The 12945-nt window shown below is 63.3% G+C and carries 9 protein-coding genes; 3 read left to right on the plus strand and 6 right to left on the minus strand.

The features are described 5' to 3' along the window. Nucleotides 1-20: 20 nt before the first annotated feature. The 6 genes from LQT98_RS06685 to LQT98_RS06710 form a co-directional block, all read right to left on the minus strand. Nucleotides 21-2756, minus strand: a complete 2736-nt coding sequence (locus LQT98_RS06685; protein ID WP_231461607.1) for a M16 family metallopeptidase — start codon at nucleotides 2754-2756, stop codon at nucleotides 21-23. Between the two features lie 462 nt (nucleotides 2757-3218). Then, nucleotides 3219-4313, minus strand: coding sequence for a rod shape-determining protein RodA (gene rodA / locus LQT98_RS06690; RefSeq protein WP_048408436.1), 1095 nt, complete (start codon nucleotides 4311-4313; stop codon nucleotides 3219-3221). Continuing rightward, on the minus strand, nucleotides 4294-6234 hold the full coding sequence (gene mrdA, locus LQT98_RS06695; protein ID WP_048408365.1) for a penicillin-binding protein 2: 1941 nt from the start codon (nucleotides 6232-6234) through the stop codon (nucleotides 4294-4296). The genes rodA and mrdA overlap by 20 nt, the downstream gene beginning before the upstream one ends. 15 nt (nucleotides 6235-6249) lie before the next feature. After that, nucleotides 6250-6753 (minus strand): rod shape-determining protein MreD, encoded by a 504-nt coding sequence (gene mreD, locus LQT98_RS06700; protein WP_231461608.1) that lies wholly within the window; start codon nucleotides 6751-6753, stop codon nucleotides 6250-6252. A gap of 6 nt (nucleotides 6754-6759) precedes the next feature. Beyond that, nucleotides 6760-7665: a rod shape-determining protein MreC gene (gene mreC / locus LQT98_RS06705; protein ID WP_048408363.1), complete on the minus strand. Its 906-nt coding sequence runs from the start codon at nucleotides 7663-7665 to the stop codon at nucleotides 6760-6762. 135 nt (nucleotides 7666-7800) lie between these two features. Beyond that, a complete protein-coding gene (locus LQT98_RS06710) occupies nucleotides 7801-8844 on the minus strand; it encodes a rod shape-determining protein (protein ID WP_043592385.1) in 1044 nt (347 codons plus the stop codon). Nucleotides 8845-9142: 298 nt separating this feature from the next. Between LQT98_RS06710 and gatC the strand changes: the two genes are divergently transcribed. The 3 genes from gatC (at nucleotide 9143) to gatB (ending at nucleotide 12505) form a co-directional block, all read left to right on the plus strand. Beyond that, nucleotides 9143-9430, plus strand: a complete 288-nt coding sequence (gene gatC, locus LQT98_RS06715; RefSeq protein ID WP_048408435.1) for an Asp-tRNA(Asn)/Glu-tRNA(Gln) amidotransferase subunit GatC — start codon at nucleotides 9143-9145, stop codon at nucleotides 9428-9430. A gap of 113 nt (nucleotides 9431-9543) precedes the next feature. Continuing rightward, nucleotides 9544-11022 carry an Asp-tRNA(Asn)/Glu-tRNA(Gln) amidotransferase subunit GatA gene (gatA, locus tag LQT98_RS06720; RefSeq protein WP_231461609.1) on the plus strand — a complete coding sequence of 493 codons (1479 nt, stop codon included), beginning with the start codon at nucleotides 9544-9546 and terminating at the stop codon, nucleotides 11020-11022. 55 nt (nucleotides 11023-11077) lie between these two features. After that, nucleotides 11078-12505, plus strand: a complete 1428-nt coding sequence (gene gatB, locus LQT98_RS06725; protein ID WP_231461610.1) for an Asp-tRNA(Asn)/Glu-tRNA(Gln) amidotransferase subunit GatB — start codon at nucleotides 11078-11080, stop codon at nucleotides 12503-12505. The last annotated feature ends 440 nt before the right edge of the window (nucleotides 12506-12945 follow it).

Consider the following 12945-nt stretch of genomic DNA (forward strand, 5'->3'; position numbering starts at 1 on the left):
TGGCCGGCGCAAGGCCGGGATCAGGGGGTTTTGAAGTCGCCGGCGTAGACCTGGAACAGCTGGGCCGGGTCTATGTGCTTGCGTAGCGCGGCGTTCACCTGTTCCACCGTCAGCGCGGCGATGGCGGCGTCCACCTTGGCGTTGAAGTCCATGCCGCGGCCGATCTGCAACTGGCCGTCCAGCGCCGCGCTCAGCGCGCCATCCTGGGCGCGGGCGATTTCCCTTTCCTGCTGCAAGGCCTTCTTGGCGTCGGCCAGTTCGGTGGCGTTGACGCCGTCGCGGATGAAGTGAGCCAGCTCCTCGGTCACGCCTTGTTTCAGCTTGTCCAGGTTTTGCGGCGCGTAGATGGCCACCAGGCTCAGGCTGGCCACCGCTTCGAAACTTCCCGCCCTGAATTGGCTGCCGGCGTAGTAGCTGATGCCTTCTTTCTGGCGCAGGCGATCCAGCAGCCGCGATTTGACGCCGCCGCCCAGAATCTTGTTGGCGATCAGCATCGCCGGATAGTCGGCGTCGCTGTCCCGCATCGCCAGCGGCGCGGTGGCCAGGTAGAAGGCATTGGCCTTGTCTTTGACCTGCAATTGCCGTTGACCGGGCTTGGCCGGCGGCAGTTGGCTGGCCGCGCGGCTGTAAGCGGCCTGGCTGCTCCAGCCGCCGAACAGTTTTTGCAGCTGGTTTTGCGTCGCCTTGGCGTCGAAATCGCCGACCAGGGCGAAGCGGGCGTGGCTGGCGCCATAGAACTGGCGGTGGAAGCGCTTGATGTCGTCCAGCTTGGTGGTTTTCAGTTCGGTGGTGGCTTCGTCCAGCGTCGGGCGGTAGCGCAGATCGCCCTTGCGATAGACATTGAGCGCCTGGCCCACGGCCTGGGTGGCGATGGCCTGCGGCTCGTTGCGCTGGGCGTCGATGGCGGTCAGGCCCTCTTTGCGCAGCAGTTCGAATTCCCGTTCCGGGAAGCTGGGCTGCTTGAGCAGGCTGGCGACCAGGTCCAGCAGCGCCGGCAGATTGGCGCGGGTGGTTTCAAAGTCGACGTTGACCTCTTGGCCGGAGCCGGAGACGCTGAGCTTGGCCTTCAGCTGATCCAGCCTATCGCTGATCTCGGCGCGACTGAGCTTGCCGCTGCCGCGCTCCAGCATGCTGGCGACCAGACTGGGGACGGCGCCGCGGCCGAACAGGCTTTTCTCGTCGCCGAAGGCGAAGCTGAAGCTGCCATTGACGGTTTCGCCACGGGTTTTCTTGGCCAGCAGCGCCAGCTTGGCGCCATTGGCCAGCGTGGTTTTCTCGGTGCGCGCGTCGATATTGGCCGGGCTGGGATCGAAGGCTTCGCCCTGGCTGATCGCGGCGCGGCCCTTGTAGCCGTCCACCAGCTTGGCCACGTCCGGCGTGGCCGGGATCACGCTGCGTTCCGGCTTGGCGGTGGGCACGAACTGGCCATAGGTGCGGTTGGACGCCTTGAAGTAGTTCTCGGCCGCCCGTTCCACGTCCTTGGCGCTCAGCGCCTCGATGCGGTCGCGATTCAGGAAGAACAGCCGCCAGTCGCCCTTGGCGATGGCTTCGGACATTTCCACCGCCAACTGCTGCGGATCGTTCAGGGTCTTGTCGATGTCGTTGAGCAGGCTGGCCTTGGCGCGCTTGAGTTCGGCCTCGGTCACCGGCTTGCTCTTGAAGCCTTCCAGCGTGGCGAGCAGCGCCTGGCGCGCATCGGTCAGCTTCTGGCCCTTGTTCAGTTCCGCCCAGAAGATGATGTAGCCCGGTTCGGCCAGCGCGAACGGCCAAGCCTCGACGCCCACGGCTTTCTTGCCGCCCACCAGCGCCTGGTACAGCCGGCCGTTGGGGGTGTTGGCCAGGATGTCGGCCAAGGCCAGCACCGCGGTCGCGTCCGGGTGGCTGCCGGCGGCGATGGGGTAGAGCACCGCGGCCAGTTGGGTGTCGCCGACGCGCTCCACGGTCAATTCGCGCGCGCCGTCGCGCTGCGGTTCCTCGGTCCAGGTCGGCGTCAGCTGGCGCTGCGGCTTGGCGATCTTGCCGAAAGCCCGCTGGACGACGGCCAGTGTCGCCGCCGGATCGAACTTGCCGCTGATCATCAGCACCGCGTTGTCCGGCTGGTAGTACTTGCGGTAGAAGGCCTGCAGATTGTCGATGCGGACCTTTTCCACGTCGGAGCGCGCGCCTATGGTGTTGTGACCGTAGTTGTGCCAGTCGTAGCTGACCGCGGTCATCTGCTTCCACAGCACGCGGCGGGGATTGTTCTCCCCCATCTCCATTTCATTGCGCACCACCGAGAACTCGGTGTCCAGATCGCTCCTGGCGATCTTGCTGTTGACCATGCGGTCGGCTTCCATCTCCAGCGCCCAGCGCAGATTATCGTCGTTGGCGGGGAAGGTTTCGTAGTAGTTGGTGCGGTCCAGGAAGGTGGTGCCGTTGAACTGCATGCCGCGCTTGCCGAGTTCCTGCATCAGATTGCCGCTGCTGGGCGTGCCCTTGAACAGCATGTGCTCCAGCAAGTGGGCCATGCCGGTTTCGCCATAGCTTTCGTGGCGGCTGCCCACCAGATAGGTGACGTTGACGGTGGTGGTGGGCTTGGAGGCGTCCGGCGCCAGCAGGACGCGCAGGCCATTGGGCAGCCGGTATTCGGTGATGCCTTCCACGCTGGTGTAGGCTTGCAGTTGGCTTTGGCTGGCGGTCACGGCTTCGGCGGCGATGGCCGGCAGGGTGTGGCCCAGGGACAGGGCGAGCAGCAGGCTCAGGGTCTTGATGCGCATGCGGTGGCGTTTCCTCTGGCGTGAATGCGGGACGGCGGCGCGTAGCGGCGCCGGAACTGCATAGGCTTGCGATTTTGCTTGCTTTCGTCAAGTCGGAAACCTTCCGGGTATGACGTAAAGAACCTGTTTACGATCTGCTGTGCTTCGGCGATACGGCGTTGAAACCGAGCTCAAAATGCTCATGTACCACGTGTACATTCCGCTTTTTCGCCCGTTTTCGCCTTGTCTCGCCTTAGCTCGCGAGATCGTAAACACGTTCTAAGTCTGGGGCAAACAGGGGTAGGCCGGCGCGGCGGGCAATTGGTTCCCGCCATGGAACTTAGAGCCTGTTTATGATCTCGCGAGAAAGAGCGAGACAAGGCGGAAATGACCGAAGAAGCGGAATGTACATACGGTACATGAGCATTCTGAGGTCATTTCCAACGTCGTATCGCCGAAGCGCAGCAGATCGTAAACAGGCTCTCAGCGTTTTAGATTGCTGATGCTCATCAACATGCCCATGCCGACGAACAGGGTGACGGTGGCGGTGCCGCCGTAGGACATGAAGGGCAGCGGCACGCCCACCACCGGCAGGATGCCGGACACCATGCCCATATTGACGAAGGCGTAGACGAAGAAGGACAGGGTGATGGAGCCGGCCATCAATCGGCCGTACAGCGTTTGCGCGCTGGCGGTGATCATCATCGCGCGGCTGAGCACCAGCAGATAGAGCACCAGCAGCAGCACATTGCCGGCCAGGCCGAATTCCTCGGAATACACCGCGAAGATGAAGTCCGTGGTCCGTTCCGGGATGTAATCGAGGTGGGTCTGGGTGCCGTTGAGCCAGCCCTTGCCCCAGGGGCCGCCGGAGCCGATGGCGATCATGGACTGGATGATGTGGTAGCCGTCGCCCAAGGGGTCGGTGGTCGGATCTATCATGGTCAGCACCCGGCGGCGCTGATAGTCGTGCAGCAGGTTCCAGACGATGGGCAGGCTGGCCGCGCCCATGCCGATGCCGGCGAAGATCACCTTCCACGGCAGGCCGGCGAAGAACAGCACGAACAGGCCGGCCGCGGCGATCAGCAGCGTGGTGCCCAGGTCCGGCTGCTTCAGCACCAGCGCGCTGGGCACCGCCATCAGCAAGGCGGCCACCAGGTAGTGCCACCAGCGCATCGACAGCTCGTATTTCTGGAAGAACCAGGCCAGCATCATCGGCAGCGCGATCTTCATGATCTCGGACGGCTGGATGCGGGTGATGCCCAGTTCCAGCCAGCGGGTGGAGCCGTTGACGGTGACGCCCTTGAAGTGGACGGCCAGCAGCAGCAGCACGCCCAGGCCGTAGATGGGCGGCGCGAAGTTCATGATGCTTTGCGGCCGCATGCGGGCGATCACCCACATGATGATCAGCGACAGGCTGGTGTAGACCAGCTTGTTGTCTATCTTGTCGAAGGACTGATTGTTGGCCGAGTACAGCAGCACCATGCTGAGCACGAAGATCAGGCCCAGGAACAGCATCATCCAGCCGTCCAGCGGTTCCTTGATCTGCTGCCAGACGCGTTTAATTAGAGAGGTCTGCATTGTCGTTGGCGGTGTCGGTGGGCATGGTCTTCAGCGTGCCTTCGATGTCTTTCGGCACCTTGCCCAGCAAATAGTAGTCGAACAGCGCGCGCACGATGGGCGCGGCGGCGGCGGCGCCGAAGCCGGCGTTCTCCACGATCACCGCCACCGCAATGCGCGGCTTGTCCACCGGCGCGAAGGCGATGAACCAGCTGTGGTCGCGGTATTGCTCGGCCAGCGCGGCGGCGTTGTACTTGGCGCCTTGCTTGATCTGCACCACCTGGGCGGTGCCGGTCTTGCCGGCCATGGAGTATTGCAGGCCCACGCCCAGCCGCGCGCCGGTGCCGCGCGTCATCACGCCTTCCATGCCGCGCTTCACGTATTCGAAGTTTTCCGGCTTGAATGGAATCTGGCGGGTGGGCATCGGTTCGATGATGCGCGCCTTGCCGCTGCGGGTGTCCACCACTTGCTGCACCAGGTGTGGTTTGAACACCTGGCCATCGTTGGCCATGATGGCGGTGGCGTTGGCCATTTGCAGCGGAGTGTAGGCGTTGAAGCCCTGGCCGATGCCGATGCTGACCACGTCGGCCGGATACCAGCGGCGGAATTCTTCCTTGTAGCGGGCGAAGCGCTTGGCCTTCCATTCCTTGGACGGCAGCACGCCTATGGATTCACCGTCCAGGTCGATGCCGCTCTTGCTGCCCAGGCCGAACTGCGCCAGCGCCGGGTGGATCTTGTCTATGCCCATGTCCCAGGCCAGCTTGTAGAAGAAGGTATCACTGGAGACTTCGATCGCGCGTTGCAGATTGATCATGCCGTTGCCGGCCTTCTTGCTGTCGCGGAACTGGTGGCTGGAGCCGGGCAGGGTGAAGTAGCCGGGCGCCGGGCGGATGTCGCGCATGCCGATGGCGTGGTTTTCCAATGCGGCCATCGCCATGAAGGGCTTGAAGGTGGAGCCGGGCGGATAGGTGCCGCGCAGCGCGCGGTTGATCATCGGCTTCTGCCAGTCGTTGTTCAGATTGCTCCAGGTCTGGGTGTCGATGCCGTCTATGAACAGATTGGGATCGAAGCCCGGCTTGGACAGGAAGGCGAGCACGCCGCCGGTGGACGGCTCTATCGCCACCAGCGCGCCGCGGCGGCTGCCGAACAGCTTGTCCGCCATTTCCTGCAAGCGGATGTCCAGCGCCAGCTTCAAGGTGTTGCCGTTGACCGGCGGCGTGCGCCGCAGCGAGCGCACCGCGCGGCCGCCGGAATCGGTTTCCACCTCTTCGAAACCGACCTTGCCGTGCAGATCATCCTCGTACACCGCTTCCAGGCCGGTCTTGCCGATATAGTTGGAGCCCTTGTAATTGGCGGTTTTCTCTTCCTCTTCCAGCCTTTCCTTGTCGCGCTGGTTGATGCGGCCGATGTAGCCGAGCACATGGCTGGTCATTTCCTTGAACGGATAGTCGCGGAACAGCCGCGCCTTGACCTCCACGCCGGGGAAGCGCCAGGCCTGGGCGGCGACGCGCGCGGCCTCCTCCTCGCTGAGCTTGGTTTTCAGCGGGATGGATTCAAAGTTCTTGCTCTCGGTCAGCAGGCGTTTGAACTGGCGTTCGTCGCGCGGGGTGATGTCCACCAGCTTGCGCAGCTCGGCCTCGGTGGCGGCCAGGTCGGCGATCTTGCTCGGCGTCAGCTCCAGCGTATAGGCGGAGTAGTTCTGCGCCAGCACCACGCCGTTGCGGTCCAGGATCAGGCCGCGGTTGGGCAGGATGGGTACCAGCGAGATGCGGTTGTTCTGCGCCAGCGTGGAAAAGTGCTCGTGTTGCAGCACTTGCAGCCAGATGAAGCGCGAGAGCAGCACCAGGAACATCAGCACGATCAGCGCGTAGGCGACGATCAGGCGCAGTTGGAACTGGCTGTCTTCGGCCTGGGGATTCTTGAAGCGGGTCGGTTGAGGCATGGACGGTTCGCGGCGCTACACCGCGTTGTGGCGGTAGGGCATCAGCATCAGTTTGGTCAGCAGCGGCCACAGCAGCGCGCCGATCAAGGGCGGCAGGAAATAGGCCCAGCCGACGAAGGCGGAACCGGTCAGCATGCGCACCACCACCATGATGATCTGGTTGGTCAGCAACAGGCCCAGCACCACCAGCGTTTGCTGGCCCAGATTGAACATCACCACCTGGCGCTGGCGCGCCAGCGCCAGATAGGCGGTGATCGAATAGGCCAGCGCGTGCTGGCCGAACAAGCCCGCGGTGGAAATATCGGCCACCAGTCCCAACAGGAAGGCGGTGCCGATATTGACCCGGCGCGGCTGGTTGATCACCCAGTACAGGATCAGCATGCCGATGAAGTCCGGCAGCCAGCGCGTGCTGCCATGCGGCAGCGGGATCAGTTCGATCAGAATGGCGAAGGCGAAGGAAAACAGGATGAAGCGGCGCTTCACCGGTTTGAGCAGTTCCTTGGGGCGCTCGAACGACATCGGGGCTTACTCCTCGGCGGCGGCTTTCTTGCCGCCCCTGCTCTTTTTGACGATGGGGGCCGGTTCCGGCGGACGCGGCGGCGCCTGCTTGTCGCCCAGCACCAGCATGTAGCGGGTTTGCTGCACTCCGGCCAAGGGCGCGGTGGCGATGCGGGCGAAGGTGGCGCCCTGGTTGCGCTCCACCCGGGTCACGCGCGCGACCGGGATGCCGGCCGGATAGACGCCGTCCACGCCGGAGGTGACGATGTGGTCGCCGTCCTTGATGTCCGCGCTTTGCGGCAGGTAGCGGATTTCCACGCCGCCGCCGTAGCCGTACAGGATAGCGCGCTGGCCGGTGCGCGCCACCATCACCGGCACCATCTGGTTCTTGTCTATGACCAGGGTGACTTCCGCGGTCAGCGGCTGCACCCGGGTCACCTGGCCCAAGAGGCCGCTGGCGTCCACCACCGGCTGGCCGGCTTTCAGATTGGCGTCGCTGCCCTTGTCGATGATGATCTTGTAGGAGAATGGATCGCGGCCGGTGTACAGCGTTTCCGCCATCAGCGCCTGTTGGTGGTAGCTGGACTTGATGCCGTTGAGCTTGCGCACTTCGTCCAGCTCGCGCTGCAGGGTTTGCAGCCGCGACAGCTGCGCCGACATTTCCAGCTGGCGCGCGCGCAAGGCGGTGTTTTCCTGCTTCAGTTCGGTTTGGGAGCTGAGAAAATCGCTGACATGGCGCATCGCCTGCGCCGGCATGTTCACCGCGCGCTGCACCGGGTACAGCGCCAGCGAAGTGGCTTCGCGCGCCTGTTCCATCAGGCCGAAATAGCTGTCGCCGACCAGGAGCGCCACCGAGGCGGCCACGGCCATGGCCAAGCGCGCGCCGGGCGGCGGCCCGGAGCGGAAGAAGCTGGGGGTGTTGGCAAAGTCCATCGGCTCAGACCTCGCCCCTTGACGCGGGGCGCTGTGCATCAGGCGGGCGCGCTAGCAGCGTCCGCCGTCATTGCTTGCTTTACGAGCGGCCGGCGCCGCCGGAGCCGGGCTCAGGCGGTCGTCGGCCGTTCCGGTTTAAGGTACGTTGGTGAAAATGGTGCCAATCTTGTCCATCTTCTCCAGCGCCTTGCCGGAGCCGCGCACCACGCAGGTCAGCGGTTCTTCGGCCACGAACACCGGCAGGCCGGTTTCTTCGGCCAGCAGGCGGTCGATGTCTTTCAGCAGCGCGCCGCCGCCGGTCAGCACCATGCCCTTGTCGGCGATGTCGGCGCCCAGTTCCGGCGGGGTCTGTTCCAGCGCGATCTTCACCGCGGACACGATTTGGTTCAACGGTTCGGTCAGCGCTTCCAGGATTTCATTGGAGGACACGGTGAAGGCGCGCGGAATGCCTTCGGCCAGGTTGCGGCCCTTGACTTCCATTTCGCGCACTTCGGCGCCCGGGAAGGCGGAACCGATGGTCTTCTTGATTTCCTCGGCGGTGGTTTCGCCGATCAGCATGCCGTAGTTGCGGCGGATGTAGTTGATGATGGCTTCGTCGAACTTGTCGCCGCCGACGCGGACGGAGTTGGAGTACACCACGCCGCCCAGCGAGATCACGCCGACTTCGGTGGTGCCGCCGCCGATGTCCACCACCATGGAGCCGGTGGGCTCTTCAACCGGCAGGCCGGCGCCGATGGCGGCCGCCATCGGCTCTTCGATCAGTTCCACGCGGCGCGCGCCGGCGGCCAGCGCCGAATCGCGGATCGCCTTGCGTTCCACCTGGGTGGAGCCGCAGGGCACGCAGATCACGATGCGCGGGCTGGCGGCGAAGAAGCGGTTGGGGTTCACCTTCTTGATGAACTGCTTGAGCATCTGTTCGGTGACGGTGAAGTCGGCGATCACGCCGTCCTTCATCGGGCGGATCGCCTGGATGCTGCCCGGGGTGCGGCCCAGCATGCGCTTGGCTTCCAGGCCCACGGCCAGGATGGATTTCTTGTTGGTGGGCGCGTCGCTGTGAATGGCGACAACCGAGGGCTCGTCCAGCACGATGCCTTTGGCGCGCATGTAGATGAGGGTGTTGGCTGTGCCAAGGTCAATGGCGAGGTCGTTGGAGAAGTATCCGGTCAGCGAACGAAACATTGGGCGATCCTGGTCAGTTTTCGTCATGTGGCGGACGCGCTGTCGCGTCCGCGTTTATCTGTTGTTTGTTACCTGGCGCGCGGCGGCCGGAAGGCCGCTTGCGCATCATTTTCCGACGCGGGCCCGCATCGATCGGGTCCGTGCGATCCAGCCCCGGCGCGGCGGCTTGCCGCCCGTCGGCCGCGTGGTGAAAGCGCTGCCGAAATAACGCCGTGGCGCGATGTCGATCTTGGGAGAATCAAGCGGGCTATGATACCCTATAACGCTTGAAATATTAAAGGTTTTGAACGAGGACACCATGTCGCTGACGCATCAGGATGTCGCACGAATTGCCAAGCTTGCCCGCATCAATGTCAATGAAGCGGAAATTGCCGCGACAAGCAAGCAACTCAATAATATTTTCGGCCTGATCGAACAGATGCAGGCGGTGAACACCGACGGCATCGAGCCGATGGCCCATCCGCAGGATGTCTCTTTGCGTTTGCGCGAAGATGTCGTTACCGAAACCAATCAGCGCGAAGCTTTCCAGGCCGTTGCCCCGCAAGTGGAAAAGGGCTTGTTCCTGGTCCCCAAGGTCATCGAGTGATGCTCTGATTGCCTGTGCCGGTCGTAGGTTCCCGCTCGCGGGGGCTGCCGGTGCTGGCCGCTGTCTGAAAGGACGGCGGCGCTCTTCCCGGATAGCTAAAGATTCCATTTCAAATGACACAGTCTACTTTAAAGCAACTGTCGCAACAGCTAGTGGCCAAGGAAGTCTCCAGCGTCGAGCTGGCCACGCAGTACCTGGCGCGCATCGAGGCGCTGAACCCGGCGCTCAACGCGCTGGTCACCGTCGACCGCGCCAAGACCCTGGCCGAGGCCGCCGCCGCCGATGCGCGCATCGCCGCCGGCAACGCCCATGCGCTGACCGGCGTGCCCATCATCCACAAGGATTTGTTCTGCCAGCAGGGCTGGAAGACCAGCTGCGGCTCCAAGATGCTGGACAATTTCGTGTCACCGTACAGTGCCCACGTGGTTGAGCAGTGCCAGGCCGCCGGCATGGTGACGCTGGGCCGCGCCAATATGGACGAGTTCGCGATGGGTTCGTCCAATGAGAACTCCTTTTACGGCGCGGTGAAAAACCCCTGGGACCAGCAAGCGGTGCCGGGCGGCAGCTCCGGCGGTTCCGCCGCCGCCGTGGCCGCGCGGCTGACGCCGGTGGCCACCGCCACCGACACCGGTGGCTCCATCCGCCAGCCGGCTTCCCATTGCGGCGTCACCGGCATCAAGCCGACCTACGGCGTGGTGTCGCGCTACGGCATGGTCGCCTACGCCTCCTCGCTGGATCAGGGCGGCCCGATCGCGCAGACCGCCGAGGACTGCGCGCTGATGCTGAACGTGATGGCCGGCTTCGACCAGCGCGATTCCACCAGCCTGGAGCGCGCGCGCGAAGACTATGCCCGCGATCTGAATCAGCCGCTGGCCGGCCTCAAGGTGGGCCTGCCGCGCGAATACTTCGCCGCCGGCCTGAGCGCCGACGTGGCGCGCGCGGTGGACGAGGCGGTGGCGGTGCTGAAAAAACAGGGCGCGCAGGTGGTGGACATCAGCCTGCCCAATACCGAGCTGTCCATCCCGGCCTACTACGTGATCGCGCCGGCCGAGGCCTCCACCAATCTGTCGCGTTACGACGGCGTGCGCTACGGCCATCGCGCCGCCGAGTACAAGGACCTGGTGGACATGTACGAGAAGACCCGCGCCGAAGGCTTCGGCAGCGAGGTCAAGCGCCGCATCCTGGTGGGCAGCTATGTGCTGTCGCACGGCTATTACGACGCCTATTACCTGAAGGCCCAGAAAATCCGCCGCCTGATCGCCAACGATTTCAAAGCCGCTTTCGAGCAGTGCGACGTGATCCTGGGGCCAGTGGCGCCGACCGCGGCCTTCGATATCGGCGCGATGAACGACGATCCGGTGCAGATGTATCTGTCCGACATCTACACTCTGTCGGTGAACCTGGCCGGCTTGCCGGGCATGAGCGTGCCGGCCGGCTTCAGCGCCAGCGGCCGCCCGATCGGCTTGCAGATCATCGGCAACTACTTCGGCGAAGCCAAGATGTTGAACGTCGCGCATCAGTTCCAGTTGGCAACTGATTGGCACTCCCGAGTACCCAAGCTTGAAAAGCAAAAGGTAAAAAGAGTTATTTAAAGGGGCTTTTGTCTCTTTGAAAAAAGATGCGTAAAAATTAAAGGATTTTCCGACCATGAAATGGGAAGTCATCATCGGTATCGAGGTGCATGTGCAGCTCAATACCGTCTCCAAGATTTTCTCCGGTTCCAGCACCGCTTTCGGCGCGGAGCCGAACACCCAGGCCTCCGCGGTGGAGCTGGCCTTTCCCGGCGTGCTGCCGGTGCTGAACAAGGCTGCGGTTGACAAGGCCATCCGCCTGGGCCTGGCGCTGGACGCCAAGATCAACCAGAAGAACGTGTTCGCGCGCAAGAACTACTTCTATCCCGATCTCCCCAAGGGCTACCAGATCAGCCAGATGGACCTGCCCATCGTCGAGGGGGGCAAGCTGAAAATCCTGGTGGGCGAGCAGGAGAAGGTGATAGGCGTGACCCGCGCCCATATGGAAGAAGACGCCGGCAAGAGTCTGCACGAAGACTTCCACGGCCTGTCCGGCATCGACCTCAACCGCGCCGGCACGCCGCTGCTGGAAGTGGTGTCCGAACCGGACATGCGCTCGGTGGACGAGGCGCTGGCCTATGTGAAGGCCTTGTACGCGCTGGTGACCTGGCTGGGTATCTGCGACGGGAATATGCAGGAAGGCAGCTTCCGCATGGACGTCAACGTGTCGGTGCGCCCGGAAGGTCAGCAGGCCTTCGGCACCCGCCGCGAGATCAAGAACCTCAACTCCTTCCGCTTCCTGGAGCAGGCCGCCAAGTACGAAATCCAGTGGCAGATCGACACCCTGGAGGATGGCGGCAAGGTGCAACAGGCCACCGTGTTGTTCGACCCGGACACCGGTGAGACAGAGGTGATGCGCAGCAAGGAAGACGCGCACGACTATCGCTATTTCCCGGATCCGGACCTGCTGCCGGTGCGCATTTCCGATGAGCAGATCGCCCGCATCCGCGGCGAGATGCCGGAGCTGCCGGCGGCGATGCAAGTCCGTCTGGCGGAGGCTTACGGCGTGTCCGCCTACGACGCGGCGTTGCTGACGTCCAGCCTGGCTCAGGCGCAGTACTTCGAGGCCGCGGCCAAGGCCTCCGGCCAGGGCAAGCTGGCCGCCAACTGGATCAATGGCGAGATCGCCGCGCGGCTGAACCGCGACGGCAAGGAGATTGCGGAATGTCCGATCTCGGCCGAGCGTCTGTCCGGTCTGATCGCGCGCATCGCCGACGGCACGCTGTCCAGCAAGCTGGCCAAGCAGGTGTTCGACGCCTTGTGGGACAGCGAACTGTCCGCCGACGCCATCATCGAGCGTGATGGCCTGAAGCAGGTGTCCGACGTCGGCGCCATCGAGAAGATGGTGGAAGAAGCGATCGCCGCCAATCCCAAGGCGGTGGAAGAATTCCGCGCCGGCAAGGAGAAGGCGCTCAACGCCTTGGCCGGCCAGGTGATGAAGGCTTCCAAGGGCAAGGCCAATCCGGCTCAGGTGCAGGATATCCTGAGACAGAAGCTGGCCTGAGAACCTATTCCAAAGTCTGCTGCGCGTCGGCAGGATGGATAGAAAAGGGCGTTGAAACCGTCTTCGAAATGCTCATGTACCGTATGTACATTCCGCTTTCTCAGCCGTTTTCGCCTTGTCTCGCTCTAGCTCGCGAGACTTGGAGCAGGTTCTGAGCCAACGGAACTCCAGGGCGGCGGCGCCGATTATGGCGCCGCCGCCCTGCTTTTGTGTTGCGGCGCGACAAGTTGTCTTGCCCTGGATTGTCCTTGGAAATATTCCCAGGCTTGACATGTGGTGTTTTCGTAATGGTTCGAGTGTTAACAGCTCACTTTGACTGATGTTTTTAAGCCTCTGATTTGACAAGGAATCCGCTTTTTGCCCAGCCCGCTAAGTCATTGTCTCAAAAGGTGAATTAGAACTTCTCGATGTTGACCGTGGGGAAGTTCTTTCTTATAGTG

This window comes from Chromobacterium aquaticum (assembly GCF_021129195.1).
Taxonomy (GTDB): Bacteria; Pseudomonadota; Gammaproteobacteria; order Burkholderiales; family Chromobacteriaceae; genus Chromobacterium; species Chromobacterium aquaticum.

Excerpts from the sequence above, each read along its gene's own strand:
- LQT98_RS06685 (WP_231461607.1), bottom strand. The coding sequence starts at position 2,756 with ATGCGCATCAAGACCCTGAGCCTGCTGCTCGCCCTGTCCCTGGGCCAC.
- rodA (WP_048408436.1), bottom strand. The coding sequence starts at position 4,313 with ATGCAGACCTCTCTAATTAAACGCGTCTGGCAGCAGATCAAGGAACCG.
- mrdA (WP_048408365.1), bottom strand. The coding sequence starts at position 6,234 with ATGCCTCAACCGACCCGCTTCAAGAATCCCCAGGCCGAAGACAGCCAG.
- mreD (WP_231461608.1), bottom strand. The coding sequence starts at position 6,753 with ATGTCGTTCGAGCGCCCCAAGGAACTGCTCAAACCGGTGAAGCGCCGC.
- mreC (WP_048408363.1), bottom strand. The coding sequence starts at position 7,665 with ATGGACTTTGCCAACACCCCCAGCTTCTTCCGCTCCGGGCCGCCGCCC.
- LQT98_RS06710 (WP_043592385.1), bottom strand. The coding sequence starts at position 8,844 with ATGTTTCGTTCGCTGACCGGATACTTCTCCAACGACCTCGCCATTGAC.
- gatC (WP_048408435.1), top strand. The coding sequence starts at position 9,143 with ATGTCGCTGACGCATCAGGATGTCGCACGAATTGCCAAGCTTGCCCGC.
- gatA (WP_231461609.1), top strand. The coding sequence starts at position 9,544 with ATGACACAGTCTACTTTAAAGCAACTGTCGCAACAGCTAGTGGCCAAG.
- gatB (WP_231461610.1), top strand. The coding sequence starts at position 11,078 with ATGAAATGGGAAGTCATCATCGGTATCGAGGTGCATGTGCAGCTCAAT.